Raw genomic sequence first — 26,392 nt, 5'->3', positions numbered from 1 at the left:
GTTTGATCAAGACCAGCGAGAGGGAAACATGGCAATACGCGAAAATTTCACTTATACGGACATGGATTTGTGGCTCAATGAAAAGCGCGTCACGGAAATCGAATGCCTGGTCCCCGACTTGACGGGCGTGGCGCGCGGGAAGATCCTGCCGCGCGGGAAATTTACCCAGGAGCGCGGCATGCGCATCCCGGAAGCGGTACTGGGCATGACGGTGACGGGCAATTACCCGGTCGACGACGGCGGCTATGACCGCGCCATTTCCAGCACCGACCGCGACATGATTCTGAAGGCCGATCCCACCACCATCACCATGGTGCCATGGGCCACGGACCCCACCGCGCAAGTCATCCACGACTGCTATTTTTCCGACGGCGCGCTGGTCGATTTCGCTCCGCGCTCCGTGCTGCGGCGCGTGCTGAAACTGTATGCGGACAAGGGCTGGAAACCCGTCGTGGCGCCCGAGCTGGAGTTCTACCTGACGGCGAAGAACATGGACCCGGACTTGCCATTGAAACCGCCCATCGGGCGCAGCGGGCGGGCCGAGACGAGCCGCCAGGTGTACAGCATCGACGCCGTCAACGAGTTCGACCCCCTGTTCGAGGATATCTACGATTACTGCGAACTGATGAACCTTGACGTCGATACCCTGATCCACGAAATTGGCGCCGGCCAGATGGAAATCAACTTCCTGCACGGCGACCCATTGGGCCTGGCAGACAAGGTCTTCTTCTTCAAGCGCACGCTGCGCGAAGCGGCCCTGAAACACGATATGTACGCCACTTTCATGGCCAAGCCCATGGCGGGCGAGCCGGGGTCCGCCATGCACGTGCACCAGAGCGTCACGGATGCGAAGACGGGCCTGAACATCTTCAGCAACGAGGACGGCTCGGCGGCGCCCATCTTCAAGCATTACATCGCGGGCTTGCAGCGCTACATGCCGTCGGCCATGGCCATCGTCGCGCCCTATGTGAATTCCTACCGCCGCATCGTGCGCCATACGGCAGCGCCGATCAACATCCAGTGGGGCCTGGACAACCGCACGGTGGGCTTTCGCGTACCCGAATCGGGCGTGCAGGACCGCCGCGTGGAGAACCGCATCATCGGCGCCGACGCCAATCCCTACCTGGCCCTGGCCGTCACCCTGGCCTGCGGCTACCTGGGCATGACGGAGCAGCTGGAAGCGACGCCGATGATGGTGGGCAGCGCCTACGACATGAAGTTCGAGCTGCCGCAAGGCTTGCCCGAGGCCCTGCAGCTGCTGCGCGCGGAAGACAAGCTGCGCACGGTGCTGGGCGAGCGCTTCATCGACGTGTATGCGGCCATCAAAGACCTGGAGCACCAGGAGTTCATGACCGTCATCAGCCCGTGGGAGCGCGAACACTTGTTACTGCACGTTTAAAAGGAGCACGCATGAACACATCCAACAATCCGCTGGCGCCAGGCGCCGCCCTGGTTGCCTCCGTGGCGCAGAAAAACGCGGCGCCGCAGGTCTACGACACGGCCGCCATCCAGCAGATGGACTCGGCCCACTACCTGCATCCATTCACCGATTTCCAGGACCTGGCGTCGAAAGGCGCGCGCGTGATGGTGCGCGGCGACGGCGTCTACCTGTGGGATAGCCAGGGCAAGAAGATCGTCGACGGCATGTCGGGTCTGTGGTGCGTGAACGTGGGCTATGGCCGCACGTCGATCTCGCAAGCTGTCTACAAACAGATGGAGACGCTGCCGTTCTATAACAGCTTCTTTGGCACGACGAACGTGCCGGCCGCGCAGCTGGCCGCCAAGCTGGCGCAGATATCTCCGCCGCAGTTTCAGCATGTGTTCTTCACCAGTTCCGGCTCCGAAGGCAACGACACGAATCTGCGCATGGTGCGCCGCTACTGGGATATCCTCGGCTACAAGGAACGCCACACCATCATCAGCCGCCACAACGCCTATCACGGCAGCACGGTGGCGGGAGCGTCCCTGGGCGGCATGGATGGCATGCATGCGCAGGGCGGCATGCCGATACCGGGGATCGCGCACATCGGCCAGCCCAATTATCTGGAGTCGGGCCACGGCTTGACGCCGGAAGCCTTCGGCCTGAAGGCGGCCGGCTGGCTGGAAGACAAAATCCTGGAAATCGGCGCCGACAAGGTGGCCGCCTTCATCGGCGAACCGGTGCAGGGCGCGGGCGGCGTCATCATCCCGCCATCGACGTACTGGCCCGAAATCCAGCGCATCTGCGACAAGTACGGCATCTTGCTGATCGCCGATGAAGTCATCTGCGGCTTCGGCCGCCTTGGCCGCTGGTTCGGCTCCGAACTGTTCGGCATCAAGCCCGACCTGATCACGTTTGCCAAGGGCGTCACCTCGGGCTATGTGCCGCTGGGCGGCGTGCTGGTGGGCGATCGCGTCGCCAAGGTGCTGATCGAGCAGGGCGGCGAATTCACGCACGGCTTCACGTATTCGGGCCACCCCGTCGCCTGCGCGGCGGCGCTGGAAAACATCCGCATCATCGAGGAAGAGCGGCTGGTGGCCAAGGTGGCCGAGGATACGGGGCCTTACCTGCAGCAGTGTTTCGCCAGCCTGGGCGAACATCCGCTGGTCGGCTATGCGGACAGCTGCGGCCTGGTCGCTGGCCTGAATCTGGTGCGCAGGAAGGGCGCCACCGTGCACGAGAACGAGCTGTTCGACGAGGGCCAGGGCGTGGGCATGATCTGCCGCGGCCACATGTTCGACAACGGCGTCATCATGCGCGCCGTGGGCGAGCGCATGATCGTCGCCCCGCCGCTGGTCATGACGCGCGCGCAGATCGATGAAATGGTGGGCTTGATACGGCTGTGCCTGGACAAGACGTATGCGGATGTGCAGGCGAAGGGCTGGGTGTAGCTATCGTCGAACCCAAACGCAAGGGCCGGGGTCGTACCCTGAGGGTACGACCCCAGTCTCTGCCGTTGGGTTTTTATCGACATCTGTACAATTTTTAGACCCGATAAGCGGCAGTTCCGCTAAACTTCCATCCTGGCCGCTCTTTGTAGCGGCCAGTTTTTCATTTGACACCCTCTTACCCAAAGCACCCACATGACGATAGCAACACCAGCCGCGTCGGCCAGCGACGCCCCAGCGCCTTTCTTGCTGATTGATCAACTGGTCAAGGAATTCGATGGCGTGCGCGCCGTCAATGATATTTCCGTGACGATCAACAAGGGCGAGATTTTTGCCTTGCTGGGCAGTTCAGGTTGCGGCAAGTCGACCCTGCTGCGCATGCTGGCCGGCTTCGAGACGCCGACGTCGGGGCGCATCGCCCTGGCGGGCAACAGCATCGTCGATGTGCCGCCGCACCAGCGCCCCATCAACATGATGTTCCAGTCCTACGCGCTGTTTCCCCATTTGTCCGTGTGGGACAACATCGCCTTCGGCCTGCGCCGCGACGGTCTGCCGAAAGCGGAAGTGGCGGCGCGGGTCGAGCAGATGCTGGCGCTGGTGCAGCTGGGCCAATACGCGAAGCGCAAGCCGCACCAGCTGTCGGGCGGGCAGCAGCAGCGCGTGGCGCTGGCGCGCAGCCTGGCCAAGCGGCCGCAGTTGCTGCTGCTCGACGAGCCGCTGGGCGCGCTGGATAAAAAACTGCGCGAGCGCACGCAGATGGAACTGGTGAACATCATCGAGCAGGTGGGCGTCACCTGCGTGATGGTCACGCACGACCAGGACGAGGCCATGAGCATGGCCACGCGCATCGCCGTCATGAGCGAAGGGCGCATCCTGCAGGTGGGCGCACCCGGTGAAATCTATGAAACGCCGAACTGCCGCTTCGTCGCCGACTTCATCGGCAGCGTCAACCTGTTCGACGGCAGCATCACGCAGGATGAACCCGATCACGTGGTCATCGCCACGCCCAATGGCGAGCACTATGTTTCGCACGGCATCACGGGCAACCTGGGCATGGATGTCTCGGTGGCCGTGCGCCCCGAAAAGATCGGCATCCAGGTCGCGCCACCCGCCTTGGAAGAACGGGCGTCGCCGGCCGAACACGGCTACAACTGCGCCCAGGGCGTGATCGTCGCGATGGCGTATTTTGGCAATGAAACCAGCTACCACGTGCGCCTCGACAGCGGCACGGTGGTGAAAGTGTCGCGCACCAACGCGGCCCGCCACGACGCCGCGCGCCTCGAGCGCGAACAGCGCGTATGGGTGTGGTGGGATGGCGCCGACATCGTCGTGCTGACCAGCTGAGGCCATCATGACGTCCCTCCTGCAATCGCTGCGCAAGCTCGTCACCCTGCGCTGGCTCACTGGCCGCAATGCCGTCATCGCCGTGCCATCGCTGTTCCTGACGGCCGCCTTTTTGGTGCCCTTCCTGATCGTGCTGCGCATCAGCCTGTCCGACATGGATACGGCGGGCAGTCCGTTCGGCGGCTTGCTGTCGTACGTCGACGGCATCGTCGTGCTGAAGGTGAAAATCGCCAACTACCTGTTCATCGCCGCCGATGAACTGTATCTGCTCACCTACCTCAGTTCCATCAAGTATGCGGCCATTACCACGGCCATTTGCCTCTTCATCGGCTACCCGTTCGCCTACTTCATGGCGCGCGCCAAACCGTCGATCCGCCCCGTGCTGATGATGCTGGTGATGCTGCCGTTCTGGACCTCGTTCCTGCTGCGCGTGTATGCGTGGAAGGGCATCCTGGCCAACCACGGCCTGCTCAACGACCTGCTGATCGCGCTGGGCGTCGTGAGCGAACCGCTGCACATGATGAACACCTCGTTTTCGCTGGTGGTCGGCATGGTGTACGCCTACCTGCCCTTCATGATTTTGCCCCTGTACGCGAACCTCGTGAAAATGGACATGCGCTACCTGGAAGCGGCGGCCGATCTGGGCGCCACGCCCTTGCAGGCGTTCTGGCGCATCACCGTGCCCCTGTCGAAGTCGGGCATCATCGCCGGCGCCATGCTGGTGTTCATTCCATCCGTGGGCGAATACGTGATTCCCGAGCTGCTGGGCGGCCCGGAAACCCTGATGATAGGCCGCGTGCTGTGGGACGAATACTTCACGAACAACGACTGGGCCATGGCGTCGTCGGTGACGGTGCTGGTCATCCTGCTGATTCTCGTGCCGATGGCGATTTTTAACAAATACAAGACGGAGCAGGACGCGGAGGAGCGCACATGAACGGACGTAACTTCTTCCAGCGCTGGTTCGGCCGCGGCTGGCTCTCGCTCGGCTACCTGTTCCTCTACCTGCCCATTATCGTGCTGATCGTCTTTTCGTTCAACAGCTCGCGCCAGGACATGGTGTGGACTGGTTTTTCGCTGCGCTGGTACAGCGAGTTGATGAGCGATGCGGAAATCATCTCGGGCTTCGGTTTGTCCTTGAAGATCGCCTTCATGTCGGCCACGTCCTCCGTCATCCTCGGCACCTTTGCCGCCTTTGCCTTGACCAGCTACCAGCGCTTCCGTGGCCGCACCGTGTTTTCCGCCATGGTCAGCGCGCCCTTGGTGATGCCGGAAGTGATCATCGGCCTGTCCCTGCTGCTGATGCTCGTGTCCATGCAAAAGGTCTTCGGTTTTCCCGAGCGGGGCGTGCTGACCATCTGGCTCGGCCACACCTTGCTGGGCATGGCGTATGCGGCCGTGGTGGTGCAATCGCGCCTGCAGGAGATGAGCAAGTCCCTGGCCGAAGCGGCCATGGACCTGGGCTGCCGCGCGCACCAGGTGTTCTTCCTCGTGACTCTGCCGAACATCACGCAAGCCCTGGCCTCGGCCTGGCTGCTGACGTTTACCCTGTCACTTGACGACGTGGTGCTGTCCGCTTTCCTGTCCGGCCCCGGCTCGACGACGATGCCGCTGGTGATCTTCTCGCGCGCGCGCCTGGGGCTCGACCCGCGCGTGAACGCCATCGCCGCGCTGACCATCCTCGTCGTGACGCTTGCCGTGATCGCGTACGCCGTGATGCTGGCGCGCGCCGACCGCAGGCGCCGCAAGCAACTGTCTGCGGCGTATTTGGGGGACTAAGTAGGACGTGGGAAATTATTGTGAAATTATGACGAACAGAACCGGATGCTCTGCAAGGCGCCCGCTGCGACGCAGTGCGAGCACTGCTAGCAGCGTGCAAGCCTCGTCGGCCACCTTGCAGAGCGCCGGGTATGGAAGTCAGAAATAACAATAATTTATTACGCCCTACTTAGGAGTAAGCTGGCGTTTTCACCTTGCAGGAGACGACCATGACGGAAAACACCAGCTGGCATGCGCGGGCCGCAGCGCTCACGATCGACGGACGCGCCTTCATCAACGGCGAGCGTGCCTGGGCCACGGCCGGCCAGACCTTCGACAATCTGTCGCCCATCGACGGGCGCTTGCTGGGGCAGGTGGCCCGCTGCGATGGCGCGGACGTAGACCTTGCCGTGCAAGCCGCCCGCGCCGCCTTCGACGACCGCCGCTGGGCGGGAAAATCGCCGGCGCAGCGCAAGCGCATCCTGATCAAGTTCGCCGACCTGGTGCAGCAGAACGGTCCTGAACTGGCCCTGCTGGAAACCCTGGACATGGGCAAGCCGATCAAATACAGCCAGAGCGTGGACGTGGGCGCCACGGCCAACTGCCTGCGCTGGTATGGCGAGGCGATCGACAAGGTCTACGATGAAATCGCCCCCACTCCCGCCAACAGCCTGGCCCTGATCACGCGCGAACCGGTGGGCGTCGTCGCCGCCATCGTGCCGTGGAACTATCCGATGATCATGGCTGCCTGGAAGATCGCGCCGGCCCTCGCGGCCGGCAACAGCGTGATCCTCAAACCGTCTGAAAAATCCCCATTGACGGCGCTGCGCCTGGCCGACATCGCGCTGGAAGCGGGCGTGCCGGCGGGCGTCTTCAACGTGCTGCCCGGTTACGGCAACGAGGCGGGCGCCGCGCTGGCGCTGCACATGGACGTCGATTGCATCGGCTTTACGGGTTCCACGCGCACGGGCAAGTTGATCGTGCAGATGGCGGGCCAGTCGAATTTGAAACGGGCGTGGACGGAACTGGGCGGCAAGTCCGCCAACATCGTGTGCGCCGATTGCCCGGACCTGGACAAGGCCGTGGCGGCCGCCGTCGGTTCCATCTTCTTCAATCAGGGCGAAAGCTGCAACGCGCCCTCGCGCCTGTTCGTGGAAGCATCGATCAGGGAGGAATTTATCGCCAAGGCGCAGGCCATGCTGCCCCGCTTCCAGCCCGGCGACCCGCTCGACGAAGCCACCGTCATGGGGGCCATCGTCGACGCCACGCAGATGAAGACCGTGATGGGCTACATCGCGTCCGGCAAGCAGGAAGGCGCGCAGCTGCTGGGCGGCGGCGAGGCCGTGCGCGCGGAGACGGGCGGCTACTACGTGCAGCCGACCATCTTCGGCGTCGATGCGGGCATGACGATCGCGCGCGAAGAGATCTTCGGACCCGTCCTGTCCGTGCTGGGCTTTACGGATATCGCCGAAGCCATCAAACAGGCCAACGCCACGCCGTACGGCTTGCAGGCGGCCGTGTGGACGTCCGACATCACCAAGGCCATCCAGACGGCGCGCGCCCTGCGTGCGGGCACCGTGCACGTCAACCAGTACGACGGCGACGACATCACCGTGCCGTTCGGCGGCTACAAACAGTCGGGCAACGGGCGTGACAAGTCGCTGCACGCGCTGGACAAGTACACGGAATTGAAGACGACGTGGATACAGGTGGGATAATTTTTAAAATAGAACTTAAAAGGACTAATTTATGGTATTAATGGCTTAAAATAGTTCTTTTAGGATCCATTAAAGTTTTCATGGCGATGTATTTTTTAAAAATTTGGATCGTATAAGTGCTAATTTAAGGATAAACTGAACACAATTAGCTACTATAAGATCCAATTGGAGCCGTCATGCACTGCCATTTTCAAATTTTTCATGATGATGCGTGGCACGATTGCGCATCGCTGACTTTGCTTGATCCTGCAGGCGGCAATCCACGCACCGGTACCCTGTTCGAGTATGACCTCGATTATGCCTTCTTCAAGCTTGAGAGTGGACCTGTCTCGCTGCGGTTCCCCGTCACGGCAGAAATGCAGAAGCTGGCGCAATGGCCAGCTTTTATCTTTGACCTGATTCCCCAGGGAAGCGGCCGGACATATCTGCTTGGGCAGCTTCAACTGGCCGATGGTCCGGCTGCCGATTTTCCGCTGGCGTGTGCCGGTGCATTCAATCCAGTCGGGCGCGTGCGCATCGCCGAGGCCGTGCAGTACTACGCACACCATATGAATCGCCACGACAAGGGCAAGCCGCAGACCGGCTTTTCACTGGACGAGATTATAGGTCGCGGCGATGCCTTCAATGAGCGCATGCTGATGCATAGCATGTTGGCCGCTGGTAGTCTGGGGGTACAAGGAGCGGCACCGAAATATCTGCTGACCACCGACCATGCTGGTCTCTGGCATGCCGATGGCGCTCTGGCGGACCAGAACGCGGCTGCACATTTCATCGTCAAGCGTCCGCGCGGAAAGACCGCCAGCGACGCCAAGGTATTGAGAAATGAAGCCGCATACATGACTGTTGCGCGCGCGGTGGGCTTGCGCACCGAAGGCCAACTGCGCTACCAGGACGATACCTTGTTCATTCCCCGTTTTGACCGCCGCATCCGCGATGGAAAAGTGCTGCGACTGCATCAGGAAAGCGCCGCTTCGCTGGCAGGTATCGTTGGCTTTGAAGCCACGCCCAGCCAGTTTGTATTATTGCAGGCGCTGCGCGCCGTCGTCAGCGACAAGACTGCGGAAACCATTGAATTTCTCAAACGCGATATCTTGAACCTGGCCATGCGCAATACCGATAATCACGCACGTAATACGGCGGTACAGCAAGTGGGTGCCGAGGTGCGCCTCACGCCGCTGTTCGATTTTGCGCCGATGTACCTGGACCCGGATGGCATACCACGCGCGGCGCGCTGGTATCACCCGGATACCAAAAACGAGTTGCATGACTGGACGACGATACTGGCTACGATCGGCATGCCGGACGTCGAACGCCAGCAGGTTCGCCTCGCGCTATACGGATTTGCCCAGCAACTGGCTGCGCTGGAACAGCATATGCAGGAGGCAGGCGTGGATGATGACATCATTGCTTTCCTTCGGCCACATATCGCCGGGCAGCTCGCACAGCTCAAGGCATTGGGAGAGCACTGACATGGCGCGTACGAAAAAGACCGTTGACAAGGAGGAGTTGCGGCAGCGCAGGGCGGTGCTTTACGAAGCCATTGAAGCAGGCGCCATCACGCTACAGCACGCCGTCAAGGAAATGCGCGCCATCTCGCGCATGACGCAGGCAGAGTTTGCGACGCACCGGGGCGTGAGCACAAAGGTCATCAAGGAAATCGAGAGCGGCAAGGGTAATCCGACCATCCAGACGCTGAATCGCATCGGACAGTTCTTTGGACTGGAGGTGGCGTTTGTACGGACAGAAACGCTGCGAGAAAAAAAAATCGCCCCGGCAAGTACCGGGGCGATATCGCCTCAATAGGCTAAGTAATCCTCAGGAAATTATTGTGAAATTATGACGAACATAGCCGGATGCTATGCAAGGCGTCCGCCGCGACGCAGTGCGAGCACTGCGAGCGGTGGGCAACGCCGCAGAGTGCCGGTTATGGAAGTCAGAAATCACAATAATTTATGGGGTTACTTGGATCAGAAGCAGTGTTCCAGCGCCGGGAAGCTGCCATCCTTGACGGCTTTCACATAGCCGGTGACGGCGTCGTCGATGCTGGCGGCGCCTTCCATGAAGTTGCGCACGAAGCGCGCCTTGCGGCCTGGGAAGACGCCCAGCATGTCGTGCATGACGAGGACCTGGCCCGAGCAGTCGGGACCTGCGCCGATGCCGATCGTCGGTATCGTCAGCATGTCCGTCACTTCCTTGCCCAGCTGCGACGGCATCGCTTCCATCAGCACGATGGCGGCGCCCGCGTTTTGCAGCACCAGCGCGTCGTTCTTCAGTTCCGCCGCGCTTTCCGTGCTCTTGCCTTGCACTTTATAGCCGCCCAGCTGGTGCACGGATTGCGGCGTCAGGCCGATGTGGGCGCAGATGGGGATGCCGCGCTCGGTGAGGAAACGGACCGTTTCGGCCAGCCAGGCGCCGCCTTCGATCTTGACCATGTGCGCGCCAGCCTGCATCAGGATGACGGCGTTGGCGTACGCCGTCTCGGGCGTGCCGTACGCGCCGAATGGCAAGTCGGCCATGATCATGGCCGACTTGCTGCCGCGCGCGACGGACGCCGTGTGGTAGGCCAGTTCGGCCACGGTGACGGGCAGGGTAGAGTTGAGGCCGTTGCAAACCATGCCGAGCGAATCGCCGATCAGCAGGATTTCCACGCCGCAGCGGTCCATCAGCGACGCGAAGCTGGCGTCATAGCAGGTCAGCATGGTGATCTTTTCGCCGGCGGCGCGCAGCGTGGCCAGAGTGTGGATGGTCACGGCCTTGTTGGCGACAGGTTTGGCTGGCGCCGGCGCCGGTGTGGCGGCCTTGTCTTTTGCGGCCAGATCTGTTCCTTGCAAATAAGCGGACATAGGTATTCTCTAGAGTGAAAGGGGGTGATGCGATTGCGACGCCGCTAGTGTAGTACTTTATGCGGCGTGCTGCAGGGACGGCATTGTAGTGTATGTCTGGGGCGGTGGCTCAGAGTTGGCTGATGGCCTGGCCGGCCACGTTGGCCAGGTAGTCCTGCGCCGGCCCGAGTCCGGGCACGGAAATGGCGGGCGCCAGGGCCAAGAGCGGCACCAGCACGAAGGCGCGCTCGGTGAGGCGTGGATGGGGCACCGTCAGGGTGGCGCTGGCGATCTGCTCGTCGCCGTACAGCAGCAAGTCCAGGTCCAGGGTGCGCGGGGCGTTGCGGTAGGGCCGCTCGCGTCCGTGCGCCGCCTCGATGGCGTGCAGGGCCAGCAGCAGTTCCTCTGCCGGCAGGGTAGTGCTGATGCGCGCCACGGCGTTGATGTAGTCGTCACCGCTCGAGTCGATGGGCGCCGTGCGGTAGCTGGCCGAGGCATCGAGCAAGCTGGCGCCGGGCAGGCGCGCCAGGCGCGCGATCGCATCGTGCACATTCGCGCGCGCGTCGCCCAGGTTCGCCCCGATGCCGATGTAGGCGGTAACCGGCTGCATGACTACGTTCACTCACCGCTGGTGCTGCCGGTGGTCGAGCCGCCGCCCGTGCCGGTCTTGCTGCGCGTGCTGCGGCGCGGCGGGCGCTTCTTCTTGACGGCGCCCGGCGCGGCATTGGCGCTGACGAGCAGCGCTTCGCGCGTTTCCTCGTCGCCTTCATAGAAGGCCGTCCACCATTCGCCGATGTCCATGTCGATCTCGCCCGAGGCGCAGCGCAGCAGCAGGAAGTCGTAGCCGGCGCGGAAGCGCAGGTGCTCGAGCAGTTTGTACGGCGCCTTGCCGACCCGGCGCTCGAAGCGCGGCTGCATCGACCAGATGTCGCGCATGTCGGAACCGATCTTGCGCTGCAAGGCCAGTTTTTCCGTTTGCGAATCGAGCACGTCGTCGGCCGCCAGGTGCAGCGCGGGAATCGTCGATTCGCCCGCGGCACGGTAGGCCGTCCATTTTTCCAGCACCTGGTGCCACAGCAGCGAGGCAAACAAAAAGCCCGGCGAGACGGTCTTGCCGGCGGCGATGCGCTGGTCGGTCGCGTCCAGCGCCAGGGTGACGAATTTGGCGCCCAGCGGCTGCTCCAGCACCACGTCGAGCAGCGGCAGCAGGCCATGATGCAAGCCTTCCTTGCGCAGCTGCTGCAGGCAGGCCAGCGCATGGCCGCTCATCAGGAGTTTGAGCATTTCGTCGAACACGCGCGGCGCGGGCACGTTGTTGATCAGCGGCGCCATGACGGGAATCGGCGCGGCCGTGTGCGGCTCGATGGTGAATTTCAGCTTGGCGGCGAAGCGCACGACGCGCAGCATGCGCACGGGGTCTTCGCGGTAGCGCTCTTCCGGCTTGCCGATCATGCGCAGGGTCTTGGCGCGGATGTCTTCCACGCCGCCGTGGTAATCGAGCACTTCCTGCGTGGCCGGGTTGTAATACATGGCGTTGATGGTGAAGTCGCGGCGCAGCGCGTCTTCGTGCTGCAAGCCGAAGGTGTTGTCGCGCAGGACGCGGCCATGTTCATCCTTGGGCGCGGAGTCGGCGCCGGCGCCGCGGAAGGTCGTCACTTCCAGCAAATCCTGGCCGAACATCACGTGGACGATCTGGAAACGCTTGCCGATGATGAAGGCGCGGCGGAACAAACGCTTGACCTGTTCCGGCGTGGCGTTGGTGGCGATGTCGAAGTCTTTCGGTTTCACGCCCAGCAGCAGGTCGCGCACGGCGCCGCCGACGACAAAGGCCTCGAAGCCCGCTTCCTGCAGGCTGCTGGTGACGCGGATGGCATTCGACGACACCAGTTTCGGGTCGATTCCGTGTTGCGCAGGACCGAGCACGATGGGTGCCGTGGTGTCGCGCGCTGCCTCTTTTTTAACGCCGAGGATCTTGCGGATGAATTTTTTAATCATTGAATAAGTGAAGTGATGGCCAGCCGTGGAGGGATGCGTGTGCGCTCAAAGCGGTGTTGGGGTTGGTCGCGACCGGGTGGGTCACGACCGACAGCAGGGGAATGTCGTTGTGCGAATCGCTGTAAAAATAGCTGCGCTCGAACTGCCCCAGTTCCTTGCCCATCTTTTCCAGCCAGGCGTGGGTGTGGGTCAGCTTGCCCGCGCCCAGGGTCGGCGTGCCCACCAGCTTGCCCGTGACGTTGCCTGCATCGTCATATTCGGGCATGGCGGCCAGCAGGTGCTCGACGCCCAGCGCGTCGGCGATGGGTTTGGTGATGAAATGGTTGGTGGCCGTGACGATGGCCAGCAGGTCGCCCGCGTCCTGGTGCTGCTTGATCAGCGCCACGACTTCCGGACGGATGACCGGCAAGACCACTTCGGCCATGAATTGCCGGTGCAGGGCTTCCAGGCGCTCGCGCGGGAATTGCGCCAGGGTGCCCAGCGAAAATTCCAGGTATTCCACCGGGTCGAGCGTGCCGGCCTGGTATTGCGCGAAAAATTCGTCGTTGCGGCGGGTGAATTCGGCGGCGTCCACGGCACCGATGCGTACCAGGAATTCGCCCCACTCGTGATCCGAGTCGATGGGCAGCAGGGTGTGGTCGAGGTCAAACAGGGCCAGATTCATCATTCTTTCGCTTCCGCCTGCAGCAACTCGCGCAACAATGGCAAGGTGATCGGGCGTTGGGTTTCAAGGGAGTAGAGGTCGAGAGAGTCCAGCATCGTCGACAGCGAACGCATGTCGCGCCGGAAATGGGACAGCAGATAGGGTAACACGCCGGGCGACAAGGTCAAGCCGCGGGTGGTGGCCGCCTGGGTCAGGGCGGCGATTTTTTCTTCGTCGGTCAAGCCGTGGATCTGGTAGATCAAGCCCCAGCCCATGCGCGTACGCAAGTCTTCGCGCACGGGCAGCACGGCGGGCGGCACGGCGCCGCTGCACACCATGAACGCCTTGTTGGCGCGGATTTCATTGAACAGGGCAAAGGCGTCGATCTGCGCCAGCGGCGACAGCTTTTCGCAGTCGTCGAGCAGGTACAGGTCGACGTCAGGCGAATACACGAATTCGGACTCGATCGAGAAGGGCGAAATGTAGCGCGCGCGCTCGGTGCTGGCCAGGGCCTTGAGCAGGTGGCTCTTGCCGGCGGCCAGTTCGCCCCACAGGTAGGCAAAATGTTCGCGCGACGTGCGCGCGGCGAACTGGCGCATCAGCTGCGCCACTTCGGCATTCTGTCCCACCTCGAAGGTATCGAGGCTGTGCGCCTGGTCTGTGCCTAAATCGAGCACCAGTTGTTTCATGGCGTACGCCTTGTCCTGTTTTTCATTACTGCATGTGCATCGTGGTATTGCTAGGTTGATATGATATCCGCTTTTACTAGGTATTATAGAAGCTGCTGGAGAGGTAGTGGCGTCTTAGATGCTTAAAAGCGACCATCAGCACGGCAGAAGCGGGTAAAGCAAGCAAAACGCCGACGAAACCGAACAATTGTCCGAAAGCCAATAAGGCAAAGATCACGGCCAGCGGGTTCAGGCCTATGCGCTCGCCCACCAGGCGCGGCGTGAGGAAAAAGCCTTCGATGACCTGGCCGCAGCCATAGATGACGGCTACGGCGATGAGCCCGCTCCAGTCGGCAAACTGCAGCAGGGCGGCGATCAGCGCCAGCATCAGGCCCAGGCCGAAGCCCAGATAGGGGATGAACACCAGCAAGCCCGTGATGATGCCCACAGGCAATGCCACTTCAAAACCGGCAATGGCCAGCGCCACCGAGTAATACGTGGCCAGCACCAGCATGACGAGCAACTGGCCGCGCAGGTATTGCGCCAGCAGGGTGTCGACTTCCTGCGCCATGCCCACCGTGCGGCCGACCCAGCGGCGCGGCACGGCGCCGGCGATGCGCGCCAGCATCGGATGCCAGTCCAGCAACAGATAGAACAGCACGACGGGAATCAGCACGACGGTGGCCAGCCAGCCCAGCACGGCCGTGCCGCCGATGCGGGCTGAGGCCAGTACCGTGCTCCAGATTTCATCGCCGCTGGTGGCCATCTGCTGGCTCAGCATGCGCTTGATGCCCGTGCCGTCCAGGCGCACGCGGATGCCCAGGTCGCGCAGTTTCGGCGCGAGGAACTCGTTCGCCTTGCTGAGAAATTGCGGGATTTGCGCCTGTAGGAGCGGGATTTCCTTTTGCAATACGGGCACGACGATCAGCACCAGTGCCGTAATGGCGAGGAAAAACAACACTACGACGACGAGCACGGCCAGCGGACGGGGCACGTAAAAGCGCTTGTAATGGAGGCGCTGCAAGCGGTCCACGCCGGGATTGAGCACGTAGGCGAGGATGGCGGCGGCCAGGAAGGGCGTCAGGATGGGGCCCAGGCTGACGAGCAGCAGCAAAAATGCCAGCCAGACCGCGATCCAAAATGCTGTTTGCTTCTGTTCGGCGGTGATGGCGAATGGCATGTAGTTTGTGCTGTTGCGTTAAAAAAAGGCAGTTAATTACGAAATAGCGGGGCAGTTTGATAAAATAGCGTCTTGATCGACCGAATTCACCCGCTGGCGCCCTGCCGCACGATGTTGAAAAACATGCTTGCGCGCGCGTGCCGGCGGGTATCCGCCTTCTATTTTACCGCCTCCGCTGCCACCACACCATGAACCAGACTTCTAATGTTTCCCTTTCCTACCGTGACGCTGGCGTCGATATCGACGCAGGCGACGCTTTAGTCGAAGCAATCAAGCCGTTTGCCAAGCGCACCCTGCGCGAAGGCGTGATGGGCGGCCTGGGCGGTTTTGGCGCCATGTTTGAAATCAGCAAGAAGTACAAGGAACCGGTGCTGGTCTCGGGCACCGACGGCGTGGGCACGAAATTGCGCCTGGCATTCGAACTGAACCGCCATGACACGGTCGGCATCGACCTGGTCGCCATGAGCGTCAACGACATCCTCGTGCAAGGCGCCGAGCCGCTGTTCTTCCTCGACTACTTCGCTTGCGGCAAGCTGGACGTGGCCATTGCCACCGACGTCATCAAGGGCATCGCCCAGGGTTGCGAACAAGCCGGTTGCGCGCTGATCGGCGGCGAAACGGCGGAAATGCCGAGCATGTACCCGGCCGGCGAATACGACCTGGCAGGTTTTGCCGTCGGCGCCGTGGAAAAATCGAAAATCATCGACGGCACCAAGATCGCTCCGGGCGACGTGGTGCTGGGCCTGGCCTCGTCGGGCGTGCACTCGAACGGTTACTCGCTGGTGCGCAAGATCATCGAAGTGGCGAAACCTGACCTGGAAGGCGACTTCCACGGCCGCAAGCTGGCCGACGTGCTGATGCAGCCGACGCGCATCTACGTCAAGCCGCTGCTGGCGCTGATGGATGCCATGGAAGTCAAGGGCATGGTGCACATCACCGGTGGCGGCCTGGTGGAAAACATCCCGCGCGTGCTGCAGCCTGGCCTGGTGGCCGAACTGGATTCGAAGGCATGGACCATGCCACCGCTGTTCACGTGGCTGCAACAGCACGGCGGCGTGGCTGACGCCGAAATGCACCGCGTCTTCAACTGCGGCATCGGCATGACCGTCATCGTCTCGCAAGAGAACGCCGACGCCGCCATCGCCCAGCTGCAAGCGGCCGGCGAAACCGTGTCGCGCATCGGCACGATCCGCGCGCGTAACGGCGACGAGCACCAGACGATCGTCATCTAAGCTGTAGCTTGAATGGAAAAGGCAGGCGCTCGCGAGAGGCCTGCCTTTTTTACGTCCGGATATCTTACCTTGCGTGCGCCGTCTTCATGCGCCCATCCGGCTGCGAGCCGCCTTTTCCGATCATGGCCACGCTGACGGCCGAGACGAGGGAGGCGAACAGGATGTAGCCGACGATGTGCCACGGCTCGCCATTGCCCGTTTTCAGCAGGTAGGTGGCGATGATGGGAGTCAGGCCGCTGGCGAAGATGCCGGAGAACTGGTACACGAAGGAGATGCCCGTGTAGCGCACCTTGGCGTCGAACAGGTCGCAGAACAGGGCCGCTTCCGGGCCGTACACGGCCGAATACAGCACGCCCAGCGGGATGATCACGGAACACCACAGCAGCAAGGGATTGTCGGCGTGGTTAAGCATGATCCAGAAGGCGGGAATCGACGACACGCCCGTGATCAGCGAGCCCCAGAAAAACACTTTGGTACGGCCGATGCGGTCCGACAGGCGGCCGAAGAACGGGATGCAGAAGCACATCACGACGGCCGACGCCATCACGCCCATCAGCGCTTCCGTGCGGTCGATCTTGATGGTGTTGGTCAGATAGGTGATGGAAAACACGCCGAAGATATTGAAGAACACGCCGTCGATATAGCGCGCGCCCATGCCCTTCAAGACGTTGCCCGGATAGCGTTTCAGCAGGTCGAAGAAAGGGATCTGCGTCTCCGCGTTCTTCTCCTTGACGGCCTGGAACTCGGGCGTTTCCATCACGTTCAACCGTATCCACATGCCGATGAAGACGAGGGCGGCCGACAGGATGAAGGCGACGCGCCAGCCCCAGGACAGGAATTGAGTATCCGTCAAGGTGTACGACAGGATCGCCACCACGCCCGAAGCGAGGCACAAGCCGATGGCCAGGCCGATCTGCGGCAGGCTGGCGTAGAAGCCGCGCTCTTTCGGGGGCGCATATTCATACGCCATCAGCACGGCGCCGCCCCATTCGCCACCGAGGCCGATACCCTGCAGCACGCGCAGGAACAGCAGCAAGCCCGGGGCCCAGTAACCGATGTGGTCGTAGGTGGGCAGCACGCCGATCAGGAAGGTGGAGATCCCCATGATCATCAGGGTCATCACCAGCATGCTCTTGCGGCCGATCTTGTCGCCGAAGTGGCCGAAGATCACGCCGCCGATGGGGCGCGACAGAAAGCCCACGGCGAAGGTGCCGTAAGCGAGCATGGTCGAGACGAGCGGATCGCCGCCCGGGAAATACAGCTTGCTGAACACGATGCCGGCCACGACGCCGTATAAAAAGAAGTCGTACCACTCGATGGTGGCGCCGATCACGCTGGCCATCACGACTTTCCGTAGCTCTTTGGCCTTTTTCGGATGGTTCGGATTGTTATCCATAATATCTAGTCTCCAATCGATATCGATTATGTGTTTTTTTGATGCTTGGCTTGTCGCCGAGTCATTGAAGGCGGGGCCGTCCGCCCGCCGCTGGCATCCTCCTGGGTGAGGTGGAATGGGGAGCTGACTAGGCAGCCTTGGGCAGGCGCACGGCGTCCGCCAGGATCATGTCGGCCGCTTTTTCGGCGATCATGATGGTGGGCGCGTTCGTATTGCCCGAGACGATTTCCGGCATGATCGACGCATCGACCACGCGCAGGTTCCGCATGCCGTGCACGCGCAGGCGCTCGTCGACGACGGCCATGGCGTCGTGGCCCATCTTGCAGGTACCGCTCGGGTGATAGATCGACTGGCTGAAGCGCCGCGCCGCGTCCAGCAGTTCCTCATCGCTCTGGAACTGCGGGCCGGGCACGAACTCGGCAATGATGTGCGGCGCCAGCGACGGGGCGGCGGCGATTTTTCGGGCCACGCGCAGGGCCGCGATCGCCGTTTGCTGGTCGCGCGGGTCGGACAGGTAGTTCGGGTAGATGCCCGGATACGCAAACGGATCGGCGGACTTGATCGACACGTGGCCGCGGCTGTGCGGGCGCAGCTGGCATACGGACGAGGTGAAGGCGGAAAACGGATGCGCGCCTTCGCCCGGCTTGTCGGCGCTCAGCGGCTGCATGTGGAACTGGATGTCGGGCCGCTCCACCTCGGGCGACGACTTCGTAAACACCGTCACCTGGCTGGCCGCCAGGGTCAACGGTCCCGAGCGGGAAAACACATATTGCATGCCTACCCACAGCTTGCCCCACAGGCTGTTGACTTCATCGTTCAGGGTTTTCAGCCGCGTCTTGAAGACGAGGCGGATTTGCAGATGGTCTTGCAAATTCTGTCCCACGCCGGGCAGATCGTGCACCAGCGGCACGCCCACTTCCTCGAGCAGGGCGCGTGGTCCCACGCCCGAGCATTGCAGGATTTGCGGCGAGCCGATGGCGCCCGCGCATAAAATCACTTCGCCGCTGGCGCGCGCCTGGCGCAGCTGGCCATCCTGCCGATACTCGATGCCGACGGCGCGCTTGCCCTCGAACAGCACGCGCGTGATTTGCGCGCGCACTTCCACGCGCAGGTTGACGCGCTTGCGGGCCGGCCGCAGGAAGGCTTTTGCCGTGCTCCAGCGCAGGCCTTTGCTGGCCGTCTGCTGGAAGTAGCCCACGCCTTCCTGCGTGGCGCCGTTGTAATCGGCATTGAAGGGGATGCCGCTTTCCGTGGCGCCGGCAATAAAGTGTTCGGCGATGGGACGGCGCAGCCGCAGGTCCGACACCTTTAACGGACCGCCCACGCCGTGGTAATCGCTGGCGCCGCGTTCCTGGTCTTCCGACTTTTTAAAGTAGGGCAGCACTTCGGCATAGCTCCAGCCTGCATTGCCCAGTTCGGCCCAGCGGTCGTAATCTTCCTTCTGGCCCCGCACGTACAGCAAGCCGTTGAGCGAGCTGGAGCCGCCCAGCACCTTGCCGCGCGGCCATTGCAACTGGCGCCCGGCGATGCCGGCGTCCGCTTCCGTGCGATAGCACCAGTCCAGCTTGGGGTCGTGCATGGTCTTGAAATAGCCGACCGGCACGTGTATCCAGGGATTGTTGTCCTTGCCGCCCGCTTCCAGCAGCAGTACCTGGTTGCGGCTGTCGTGCGACAGGCGGTTGGCCAGCACGCAGCCGGCGGAACCGGCGCCGACAACGATGTAATCGTAGTGTGTTTGCAACATTGCTTGTCTCCTGCGTTGCGGTATCGCGCCGCCTCGGCGGGCGGTTTTTGCGATACACTGGTCTTTATTGATTATTTTTGGAACGTCTGGTTCCATTTATAAAAGACGTGCAGCACCGGGACAAGCGGAAACAGCCGCATACGCGAGAGGTGAAACAGAACATGCATGATGCGTTTCAAAAACGGCCGGGCGAGGCCGTAGAAGGTGGTCAAGTGGAGACCGGCACAACGGCCAGCCATGGCGACGAGGCGCGGGGATTGCGCGTGCTGAGGCTGATCGAGCATCTGGCCAGCGCCAGCCAGCCCCTGACCCTCTCGCAGCTGGCCGCGCGCATGCAAGTGCCCAAGGCCAGCATGATGCGTTTGCTCGATACCCTGGAGCAGCACGGCTATGTGCTGCGCACGCCCGTGGGACGCGGCTATGTGCCCGGTGCCGCCTCGACCAACCTGGCGCTGGCGACCTTGCGCAACAATGCCCTGATCCGCGTGAGCCGCAGCATCCTGGGCAGCCTGGTGGCCGTCACGGGCGAGACGTGCAATCTGGCCATTCCCGAAGGTAATGCCATCGTCTACGTGGACAGGGTGGAAACGCAGGAAGCGCTACGTCTGCATTTGGTGCTGGGCAGCCGCGCGCCCATGCATTGCACGGCCAGCGGCAAGCTGTTTTTGGCGCACATGAGTTTGCTTGAGCGGCGCGAATTGCTGGCCATGCTGGGGCTGGAAGCGCGCACGCCGAAAAGCATCACGGACCCGGCATTGCTCGAGCGCGAAATCGTGCGCATCGCCCGCCTGGGCATCGGCATCGATGATGAGGAATTCGTGCACGGCATGGTGGCCGTGGCCGTGCCCATCTGCGCGGCCGACGGACGCATCGTGGCGGCCGTCGCCTGCCACGCGCCCGTGGCGCGCAAATCCGTGGAGCAGCTGATGCAGCACGTGCCCCAGCTCAAGGAGGCGGCCGTCAAGCTGCGGCCGCTGTTGCTGGCGGAGTCCAGCTAGGGTTTCAGGACCTTCGCCACTTTCGCGGCGCGCAGGCGGAAGGCATCGGGCATGCCCGAGCCCAGCAGCGGTCGCAGATACAGCCTGAACGCATCGGTGACGTCCGTGCCGCTGGCGCTGATGAACTCGTCTTCCATGGTGCGCGTCTTGCCCGCCACTTCCGTCAATGGCAGCAGTTCGTAATCGACGGAATAAAAGCCCGTGCGCTTGATGGCGACTGAGCCGTCGCGGTCGCCCCACATGGCGAACTGCACGGCCTTTTCGCCCACTTCGCGGGCTTCGCGCTGGTCGACGTCGGAAACGCAGCCGATGAAGGAGCGCTGCAGATAGCCGAAGGTATCGCCGCGCACGCGCTTGATGCCGAGCTTGGCCTTGATTTCGTCGCACAGCAGGTCGGCCAGCGCGCCCGTGCCCGACAATTGCACATTGCCGTGCGCATCGCGTTCGACTTCTTTCGCCAGCAGGCTGGCGATCGGCTCGCCCGAGGCGTCGTGGATGCCTTCCGAGACGGCGATCACGCAGCGGCCATATTTTTCATACGTTGCCTTCACGTCGGCAAGAAACTGTTCCAGCACGAAGACGCGCTCGGGCAGGTAGATCAGGTGCGGGCCATCGTCGGGGAACTTCTTGCCCAGCGCCGAGGCGGCCGTCAAGAAGCCCGCGTGACGACCCATCACGACGCCCACGTACACGCCGGGCAAGGCCGCGTTGTCGAGGTTGGCGCCGGCGAACGCTTGCGCGACGAAACGCGCGGCCGAGGGAAAGCCCGGCGTGTGGTCGCTGCCGACCAGGTCGTTGTCGATGGTTTTCGGGATGTGGATGCAGCGCAGCGGATAGCCGGCCTTGTGCGCTTCCTCGCTGACGATGCGCACCGTGTCGGACGAGTCGTTGCCGCCGATATAAAAGAAATGTTCGATCTCGTGCGCGCGCAGCACTTCGAAGATTTGCTGGCAGTAGGCGATGTCGGGCTTGTCGCGCGTGGAGCCGAGGGCAGAGGACGGCGTGGCGGCCACCAGTTCCAGGTTATGGCTGGTTTCCTGCGTCAGATCGACGAATTCTTCATTGACGATGCCGCGCACGCCGTGCAGCGCGCCATACACGCGCGTGACGTGCTGGAAGCGCCGCGATTCGAGCACCACGCCCACCAGCGACTGGTTGATGACGGCGGTCGGACCGCCTCCCTGGGCAACAAGAATTTTTCCAGACGGCATGGGATTTCCTCGTAAATGGAACGGCCTTCCAGCCTACTCCTTTTTTGCCGGGACGCTGTCTTTTCCGCTATGTGTTCTATCTCAGCCAGTCCTCGCTGCGCTTTTATTCCGGCGCCCGGATATGCTCGACCAGCCCCGTGCTGCGGCGTCCCGGCGCCGGCGTCAGCCAGCTGACCAGCACGGCGGTGGCCAGGCCGGCCGGCACGCCGAAGATGCCGGCGGAAATGGGCGCGATGTGGAACCATTGACCGCTGGCATTGCCGCCCAGCATGGTGCTCGTGTGCAGCATGTAGTACAGGCATACGCCAAAGCCCGTCAGCATGCCGGCCAGCGCGCCCTGGTAATTGGCGCGTTGCCAGAAGACGCCCAGCACCAGTGGCGGGAACAGGGTTGAGGCGGCCAGGGAAAAGGCCACGCCCACCAGCGACAAAATGTCGGCCGGCTTTTGCGAGGCTGCATAGGCGGCGATGAAGGCCACGGCCAGCAGCAGCAATTTTGAAATCGTCACGCGCTTTTGCGTCGAAGCGCTGGGGTCGACCACCTTGTAATAGATGTCATGCGACAGGGCGTTCGAGATGGCCAGCAGCAAGCCATCGGCCGTCGACAGGGCGGCGGCCAGGCCGCCGGCCGCCACCAGGCCGGAAATCACGTAGGGCAGGCCGGCGATCTCGGGCGTGGCCAGCACCAGCACGTCGGCGTCGATGGAAATTTCCGCCAGTTGCACGATGCCGTCGCGGTTGACGTCGACGATGCTGATCAGCGGACTGAGCTTGTCCACATTGGCCCAGTACGACACCCACGTGGGCAGGTTCGCATATTGCGTGCCCACGAGCGCCGAGTAGATATCGTACTTGACCAGCACGGCCAGCGCGGGAATCGTGAGATAGATCAACAGGATGAAGAACAGGGTCCAGAACACGGACACGCGCGTGTCGTGCACGGAAGGCGTGGTGTACGATCGCATGAGGATGTGCGGCAGGGCGGCAGTGCCCAGCATCATGCAGAATACGAGGGCCAGGAAATTGTTGCGCTTGATGTCGGACTGCTCGCGGTCGGCGGCGGGAAACGGCTGCGCGTGCGGAATGATGGGCTCGGCGCGTTTCTGGTTCTGCGCCTGCGCCGCCTGCCACAGCACGCGTGCCTCGTCCGGACTCTTCGGATAGGCGATCAGGTAGCGCTCCGCGTTGCGGATGTCGAACAGCGAGGCATTGCGCTGGCGCAAACTGTCGAGCTGGCGCTGGGCCGCCAGGCGGCCTTGCTCCCAGGAAGCGGGCAAGCCATCGATGCGCGCCTGGTAGCTTTGCGCGCGCTGGCGGAAGATGGCGCGCACTTCGTTTTCTTTCGGGTCCGTTTCCAGCACGTGTTCGCGCGCGCTCAGCTGCGTCAGCACCTTGCCATAGGCGATCTGCGGCACGGGATTGTCCGCATGCTTGACCGACAGCCACATGGCGGGAATCAGGAAGGCGACGAGGATGATGATGTATTGGGCCACCTGCGTCCACGTGATGGCGCGCATGCCGCCCAGAAAGGAGCACACGAGAATGCTGGCCAGGCCCAGGAAGATGCCGACGGAAAAATCCACGCCTGTGAAGCGCGAGGCGATCAGGCCGACGGCGTAGATCTGCGCCACCACATAGGTAAACGACACGATGATGGTGGCGGCCACGGCCACCACGCGCACGCTGGCGCCCCGCTTGTCGGTGCCGCTGCCGTAGCGGGCGGCGAGGAAATCGGGAATCGTGTATTGGCTGAACTTGCGCAGGTAGGGCGCGATCAATAGCGCCACCAGGCAATAGCCGCCCGTCCAGCCCATGATGAAGGCCAGGCCGTCGAAGCCGTTCAGGTACAGGCCGCCGGCCAGGCTGATGAAGCTGGCGGCCGAGATCCAGTCGGCGGCCGTGGCCATGCCGTTGAACATGGCCGGCACCCGGCGCCCCGCCACATAGTATTCGGTGACGTTCGAGGTGCGGCTGATGACGCCGATGGTGGCGTACAGGGTGATGGTGACGAGCATGAACAGATAGCCTATCCACGCGCGCGGCATGCCTTCCTGTTCCAGCACGGACAAGGCCAGCAGGAAGGCGGCGAAACCGGCCGTAAACAGCAGGTAGTAGCGGCTCAGCCGGGCAAAGAAGCTGCGCTGGCCGCTCATGCTCGCTCCTCGGCATGGAAGTCGCGGTCCAGGCGCCGCATGCGCCAGGCATAGAAGGCGATGATGGCCAGGTACACGAGCGAGGCGCCCTGGGCCGCCATATAGAAGGGCAGGGGCCAGCCGAACAGGTTCAGGTGCAGCAGCTCGCGCGCATAGAACACGGTCAGGAAGCCCGTCAGCAGCCAGACCAGCAACAGGATGGCCGTCAGGCGCCGCGTCTTGCGCCAGTGGATATCGCGGCGCGCCTGCAGCTCGGGGCTGGGCGCGTGCGATGGCCGCGGCGGAGAAACGGGTGGGCTCGGCTTATCCATACGTGATGTCATCCTCTTCTGGCGCCTCCGGCAACAGCAGGGCGATGCTCAGGCGCAGCAGGGTGCCCGGCAGTTTCGGCGACTGCGCGCGCGGATTGTTGAAAATATCGACTTCCGCGCCGTGCTGCTGGGCAATCTCGCGCACGATGGCCAGGCCCAGGCCGCTGCCGTCCACATTGCTGCCAAGAATGCGGTAAAAGCGCTCGAACACGTGGGCCCGCTCGGCCGGCGCGATGCCTGGGCCCGTATCTTCCACCTCCAGGATGGCCAGTTCCAGGGTGCTGCGCACGCGCACCGTGACGCTGCCGCCCGTCGGCGTGTAGCGCAGGGCATTGTCGATCAGGTTGCTCAGCAGCTCGCGCAGCATCATGGCATTGCCGGAAATCATGATCGAATACGCGGGCTGTTCGAAGCCCAGGTCGATATGCTGGGCAAACGAGGCTTGCACCCAGTCCTGCACCACGCCGCGCGCCAGTTCGCTCAGCTCGATCGGTTCGAACGCCGTGCCCGCCTGCGGCTGGTTTTCCGCGCGCGCCAGGGCCAGCAACTGGTTGACCAGGCGCGTGGCCGCTTCCGAACTTTTCGCCAGTTGCAGCAGCGAGCGGTGGATTTCATCGTGGTCGGTCTGGCGCAGGGCCAGTTCGGACTGCATGCGCATGCCGGCCAGCGGCGTCTTCATCTGGTGCGCCGCGTCGGCGATGAAGCGTTTCTGCATGTCGATCGACAGCGACAGCCGCGCCAGCATCTCGTTGAGCGAACCGACCAGCGGCGTGATTTCCTCGGGTACCTGGCCCGATTCGATGGGAGATAGATCGTCGGGCGGCCGCGCGCGTATGCGTTCCTGCAATTGCGCCAGCGGCGACAGGCCGCGCGCCAGGGCAAACCAGACGAGGGCCAGGATCACGGGCAGGATGATGAACTGCGGCAAGATCACGCCCTTGATGATTTCATTGGCCAGCTGGGCGCGCTTTTCCAGGGTTTCCGCCACTTGCACCAGCGCGCGGCTTTGCTCATCGTCGTTGCCGGAAGGAATGTCGAGATAGCTGAACGCCACGCGCACGGGCGTGCCGTGGATGGTGTCGTTGCGAAACAGCACCATGCCGCTGCGGTATTTGTCGGGGTCCTGCGGCGGCGGCAAATCGCGGTCGCCGGCCAGGTATTCGCCGCGCGGGCCCACCACCAGGTAATACAGGGTGTCGACATCGTCGCCGCGCAGCAAGTCGCGTCCGTTATTATTGCTGCCCTTTTCGTTCTTGTCGGGCGCGCGGCGCAGCATGGCGCCGTCCGCCTGCTTGACCTGCTGCGTGAGCACCGTCACGCTGTCTTCCAGCGCATGGTCGAACGGCTGATTGGCGATGCCCTTGGCCACCAGATAGGTGATGGCGATGCTCATCGGCCACAGCAGCAGCAGGGGCGCCAGCATCCAGTCGAGGATTTCGCCGAACAGCGAGTGCTCGATGGTGTCGTCCTGCTCCGTGGTGGGCGGCTCGAACCAGTCGTCGTCGTCCGGATCGTCCGCTGGCGCCTCGCGCGCCTTCACTTGCTGGCGGGTCCGCTGGCAGGGCTTGCCGACTCGCCCGCTTCGGCGTTCAGGCGCGCCGCTTCCGAGTATTTTTCCAGGCAATAGCCGAGGCCGCGCACGGTGGCGATGCGCACGCCGCCCACCTCGATCTTCTTGCGCAGGCGGTGCACATACACTTCGATGGCGTTGTTCGACACTTCCTCGCCCCATTCGCACAGATGGTCGACCAGCTGCTCTTTCGACACGAGGCGGCCGGTGCGGCCCAGCAAGATTTCCAGCAAGCCCAATTCGCGCGCCGACAGGTCGAGCATCTGGTCGTTGATGTAGGCGCTGCGCCCTACCTGGTCGTAGCTGAGAGGGCCGTGCTTGATGATGGTGGCGCCGCCGCCGGCGCCGCGGCGCGTCAGGGCGCGCACTCTTGCCTCCAGTTCCGACAAGGCGAACGGCTTGGCCATATAATCATCGGCACCGAGGTCGAGGCCATTGACGCGTTGTTCGATGGAATCGGCGGCCGTCAGGATCAGCACGGGCAGCAGCGAGGCGCGCGCGCGCAGGCGGCGCAGCACTTCCAGTCCGGACATTTTCGGCAGGCCCAGGTCGAGGATCAGCAAGTCGAATTCCTGGGTGGACAGGGCCGTATCGGCCTCCTGGCCCGTCTTGACGTAGTCGATCGCATAACCGGACTGGCGCAGCGAGCGGGTCAGGCCATCGGCCAGCACGCTGTCATCTTCGGCAAGTAAAATACGCATGGTGCACTTCCTATGCTTGCGGCGGTAGAAGCTTGTATTGTGTTTCATTTTCCGCAAGGTGGCGAATTTTTATGAAAATCC

Annotated in this window: 23 protein-coding genes; 10 read left to right on the top strand and 13 right to left on the bottom strand. The window is 62.8% G+C overall.

All coding sequences use genetic code 11. The annotated features are described in order from the left end of the window. The first annotated feature begins 28 nt into the window (after positions 1–28). The 8 genes from BLU39_RS08515 (at position 29) to BLU39_RS08480 (ending at position 9,491) form a co-directional block, all read left to right on the top strand. Positions 29–1,399 (top strand): glutamine synthetase family protein, encoded by a 1,371-nt coding sequence (locus BLU39_RS08515; protein ID WP_092711872.1) that lies wholly within the window; start codon positions 29–31, stop codon positions 1,397–1,399. 11 nt (positions 1,400–1,410) lie between these two features. Next, positions 1,411–2,871: an aspartate aminotransferase family protein gene (locus BLU39_RS08510; RefSeq protein WP_092711870.1), complete on the top strand. Its 1,461-nt coding sequence runs from the start codon at positions 1,411–1,413 to the stop codon at positions 2,869–2,871. Between the two features lie 192 nt (positions 2,872–3,063). Beyond that, on the top strand, positions 3,064–4,212 hold the full coding sequence (potA, locus tag BLU39_RS08505) for an ABC transporter ATP-binding protein (protein WP_092711868.1): 1,149 nt from the start codon (positions 3,064–3,066) through the stop codon (positions 4,210–4,212). 7 nt (positions 4,213–4,219) lie between these two features. Continuing rightward, on the top strand, positions 4,220–5,149 hold the full coding sequence (locus tag BLU39_RS08500; RefSeq protein WP_092711866.1) for an ABC transporter permease subunit: 930 nt from the start codon (positions 4,220–4,222) through the stop codon (positions 5,147–5,149). Continuing rightward, complete coding sequence (locus tag BLU39_RS08495) at positions 5,146–5,991, top strand: ABC transporter permease (protein ID WP_092711864.1); 846 nt, start codon at positions 5,146–5,148, stop codon at positions 5,989–5,991. The genes BLU39_RS08500 and BLU39_RS08495 overlap by 4 nt, the downstream gene beginning before the upstream one ends. Before the next feature lie 209 nt (positions 5,992–6,200). Continuing rightward, positions 6,201–7,688: an aldehyde dehydrogenase gene (locus tag BLU39_RS08490; protein ID WP_092711862.1), complete on the top strand. Its 1,488-nt coding sequence runs from the start codon at positions 6,201–6,203 to the stop codon at positions 7,686–7,688. Between the two features lie 176 nt (positions 7,689–7,864). Continuing rightward, positions 7,865–9,157, top strand: coding sequence for a type II toxin-antitoxin system HipA family toxin (locus BLU39_RS08485; RefSeq protein WP_232731222.1), 1,293 nt, complete (start codon positions 7,865–7,867; stop codon positions 9,155–9,157). Position 9,158: 1 nt separating this feature from the next. Then, a complete protein-coding gene (locus BLU39_RS08480) occupies positions 9,159–9,491 on the top strand; it encodes a helix-turn-helix transcriptional regulator (protein WP_070301047.1) in 333 nt (110 codons plus the stop codon). Positions 9,492–9,655: 164 nt separating this feature from the next. Here the strand turns inward: BLU39_RS08480 and panB are convergent, their stop codons facing one another. The 6 genes from panB to BLU39_RS08450 all read right to left on the bottom strand — a co-directional run bounded on the left by panB (position 9,656) and on the right by BLU39_RS08450 (position 14,996). Continuing rightward, a complete protein-coding gene (panB, locus tag BLU39_RS08475; protein ID WP_175539241.1) occupies positions 9,656–10,531 on the bottom strand; it encodes a 3-methyl-2-oxobutanoate hydroxymethyltransferase in 876 nt (291 codons plus the stop codon). A gap of 109 nt (positions 10,532–10,640) precedes the next feature. Beyond that, a complete protein-coding gene (gene folK / locus BLU39_RS08470; protein ID WP_092711858.1) occupies positions 10,641–11,120 on the bottom strand; it encodes a 2-amino-4-hydroxy-6-hydroxymethyldihydropteridine diphosphokinase in 480 nt (159 codons plus the stop codon). Positions 11,121–11,128: 8 nt separating this feature from the next. Beyond that, positions 11,129–12,505, bottom strand: coding sequence for a polynucleotide adenylyltransferase PcnB (gene pcnB / locus BLU39_RS08465; RefSeq protein ID WP_058048420.1), 1,377 nt, complete (start codon positions 12,503–12,505; stop codon positions 11,129–11,131). Beyond that, positions 12,498–13,169 (bottom strand): histidinol-phosphatase, encoded by a 672-nt coding sequence (locus BLU39_RS08460; protein ID WP_092712228.1) that lies wholly within the window; start codon positions 13,167–13,169, stop codon positions 12,498–12,500. Before BLU39_RS08460 ends, pcnB begins: the two co-directional genes overlap by 8 nt. Further along, positions 13,169–13,837 carry a DnaA regulatory inactivator Hda gene (gene hda, locus BLU39_RS08455; RefSeq protein WP_046684405.1) on the bottom strand — a complete coding sequence of 223 codons (669 nt, stop codon included), beginning with the start codon at positions 13,835–13,837 and terminating at the stop codon, positions 13,169–13,171. The genes BLU39_RS08460 and hda overlap by 1 nt, the downstream gene beginning before the upstream one ends. A 76-nt stretch (positions 13,838–13,913) precedes the next feature. Continuing rightward, positions 13,914–14,996: an AI-2E family transporter gene (locus tag BLU39_RS08450; protein ID WP_092711856.1), complete on the bottom strand. Its 1,083-nt coding sequence runs from the start codon at positions 14,994–14,996 to the stop codon at positions 13,914–13,916. Between the two features lie 188 nt (positions 14,997–15,184). On the opposite strand from BLU39_RS08450, the gene purM reads away from it, so the two are divergent. Continuing rightward, positions 15,185–16,228, top strand: a complete 1,044-nt coding sequence (gene purM / locus BLU39_RS08445) for a phosphoribosylformylglycinamidine cyclo-ligase (protein ID WP_034746051.1) — start codon at positions 15,185–15,187, stop codon at positions 16,226–16,228. A gap of 64 nt (positions 16,229–16,292) precedes the next feature. On the opposite strand, the gene BLU39_RS08440 is transcribed toward purM, so the two are convergent. Both BLU39_RS08440 and BLU39_RS08435 read right to left on the bottom strand, forming a co-directional pair. Next, on the bottom strand, positions 16,293–17,624 hold the full coding sequence (locus tag BLU39_RS08440; RefSeq protein ID WP_092711854.1) for an MFS transporter: 1,332 nt from the start codon (positions 17,622–17,624) through the stop codon (positions 16,293–16,295). Between the two features lie 127 nt (positions 17,625–17,751). Next, complete coding sequence (locus BLU39_RS08435; RefSeq protein ID WP_092711852.1) at positions 17,752–19,368, bottom strand: GMC family oxidoreductase; 1,617 nt, start codon at positions 19,366–19,368, stop codon at positions 17,752–17,754. Between the two features lie 212 nt (positions 19,369–19,580). On the opposite strand from BLU39_RS08435, the gene BLU39_RS08430 reads away from it, so the two are divergent. After that, positions 19,581–20,366 (top strand): IclR family transcriptional regulator, encoded by a 786-nt coding sequence (locus BLU39_RS08430; protein ID WP_232731221.1) that lies wholly within the window; start codon positions 19,581–19,583, stop codon positions 20,364–20,366. Here BLU39_RS08430 and BLU39_RS08425 read toward each other — a convergent pair. The 5 genes from BLU39_RS08425 to BLU39_RS08405 form a co-directional block, all read right to left on the bottom strand. Continuing rightward, on the bottom strand, positions 20,363–21,577 hold the full coding sequence (locus BLU39_RS08425) for a 6-phosphofructokinase (protein WP_070301051.1): 1,215 nt from the start codon (positions 21,575–21,577) through the stop codon (positions 20,363–20,365). The genes BLU39_RS08430 and BLU39_RS08425 overlap by 4 nt on opposite strands. A 103-nt stretch (positions 21,578–21,680) precedes the next feature. After that, the gene (locus tag BLU39_RS08420) at positions 21,681–23,729 is read right to left on the bottom strand and encodes a sodium:solute symporter family protein (RefSeq protein WP_092711848.1); all 2,049 of its coding nucleotides are present in this window, start codon (positions 23,727–23,729) and stop codon (positions 21,681–21,683) included. Continuing rightward, positions 23,726–24,040 (bottom strand): DUF4212 domain-containing protein, encoded by a 315-nt coding sequence (locus BLU39_RS08415; protein ID WP_092711845.1) that lies wholly within the window; start codon positions 24,038–24,040, stop codon positions 23,726–23,728. The genes BLU39_RS08420 and BLU39_RS08415 overlap by 4 nt, the downstream gene beginning before the upstream one ends. Then, positions 24,033–25,580: a sensor histidine kinase gene (locus BLU39_RS08410; protein WP_254788925.1), complete on the bottom strand. Its 1,548-nt coding sequence runs from the start codon at positions 25,578–25,580 to the stop codon at positions 24,033–24,035. Before BLU39_RS08410 ends, BLU39_RS08415 begins: the two co-directional genes overlap by 8 nt. Beyond that, positions 25,577–26,311, bottom strand: coding sequence for a response regulator (locus BLU39_RS08405; protein ID WP_034746066.1), 735 nt, complete (start codon positions 26,309–26,311; stop codon positions 25,577–25,579). Before BLU39_RS08405 ends, BLU39_RS08410 begins: the two co-directional genes overlap by 4 nt. Positions 26,312–26,392: the final 81 nt, after the last annotated feature.

Origin of the sequence: Janthinobacterium sp. OK676 (assembly GCF_900103595.1) — a bacterium.
GTDB lineage: Bacteria > Pseudomonadota > Gammaproteobacteria > Burkholderiales > Burkholderiaceae_D > Janthinobacterium.
The sequence above is the reverse complement of the archived record's forward strand: the minus strand, read 5'-3'. Positions and strand labels throughout refer to the sequence as shown.

Bases quoted from the DNA above. Each gene is read 5' to 3' on its own strand.
- BLU39_RS08515 (WP_092711872.1), top strand. From the start codon at position 29: ATGGCAATACGCGAAAATTTCACTTATACGGACATGGATTTGTGGCTC.
- BLU39_RS08510 (WP_092711870.1), top strand. From the start codon at position 1,411: ATGAACACATCCAACAATCCGCTGGCGCCAGGCGCCGCCCTGGTTGCC.
- potA (WP_092711868.1), top strand. From the start codon at position 3,064: ATGACGATAGCAACACCAGCCGCGTCGGCCAGCGACGCCCCAGCGCCT.
- BLU39_RS08500 (WP_092711866.1), top strand. From the start codon at position 4,220: ATGACGTCCCTCCTGCAATCGCTGCGCAAGCTCGTCACCCTGCGCTGG.
- BLU39_RS08495 (WP_092711864.1), top strand. From the start codon at position 5,146: ATGAACGGACGTAACTTCTTCCAGCGCTGGTTCGGCCGCGGCTGGCTC.
- BLU39_RS08490 (WP_092711862.1), top strand. From the start codon at position 6,201: ATGACGGAAAACACCAGCTGGCATGCGCGGGCCGCAGCGCTCACGATC.
- BLU39_RS08485 (WP_232731222.1), top strand. From the start codon at position 7,865: ATGCACTGCCATTTTCAAATTTTTCATGATGATGCGTGGCACGATTGC.
- BLU39_RS08480 (WP_070301047.1), top strand. From the start codon at position 9,159: ATGGCGCGTACGAAAAAGACCGTTGACAAGGAGGAGTTGCGGCAGCGC.
- panB (WP_175539241.1), bottom strand. From the start codon at position 10,531: ATGTCCGCTTATTTGCAAGGAACAGATCTGGCCGCAAAAGACAAGGCC.
- folK (WP_092711858.1), bottom strand. From the start codon at position 11,120: ATGCAGCCGGTTACCGCCTACATCGGCATCGGGGCGAACCTGGGCGAC.
- pcnB (WP_058048420.1), bottom strand. From the start codon at position 12,505: ATGATTAAAAAATTCATCCGCAAGATCCTCGGCGTTAAAAAAGAGGCA.
- BLU39_RS08460 (WP_092712228.1), bottom strand. From the start codon at position 13,169: ATGAATCTGGCCCTGTTTGACCTCGACCACACCCTGCTGCCCATCGAC.
- hda (WP_046684405.1), bottom strand. From the start codon at position 13,837: ATGAAACAACTGGTGCTCGATTTAGGCACAGACCAGGCGCACAGCCTC.
- BLU39_RS08450 (WP_092711856.1), bottom strand. From the start codon at position 14,996: ATGCCATTCGCCATCACCGCCGAACAGAAGCAAACAGCATTTTGGATC.
- purM (WP_034746051.1), top strand. From the start codon at position 15,185: ATGAACCAGACTTCTAATGTTTCCCTTTCCTACCGTGACGCTGGCGTC.
- BLU39_RS08440 (WP_092711854.1), bottom strand. From the start codon at position 17,624: ATGGATAACAATCCGAACCATCCGAAAAAGGCCAAAGAGCTACGGAAA.
- BLU39_RS08435 (WP_092711852.1), bottom strand. From the start codon at position 19,368: ATGTTGCAAACACACTACGATTACATCGTTGTCGGCGCCGGTTCCGCC.
- BLU39_RS08425 (WP_070301051.1), bottom strand. From the start codon at position 21,577: ATGCCGTCTGGAAAAATTCTTGTTGCCCAGGGAGGCGGTCCGACCGCC.
- BLU39_RS08420 (WP_092711848.1), bottom strand. From the start codon at position 23,729: ATGAGCGGCCAGCGCAGCTTCTTTGCCCGGCTGAGCCGCTACTACCTG.
- BLU39_RS08415 (WP_092711845.1), bottom strand. From the start codon at position 24,040: ATGGATAAGCCGAGCCCACCCGTTTCTCCGCCGCGGCCATCGCACGCG.
- BLU39_RS08405 (WP_034746066.1), bottom strand. From the start codon at position 26,311: ATGCGTATTTTACTTGCCGAAGATGACAGCGTGCTGGCCGATGGCCTG.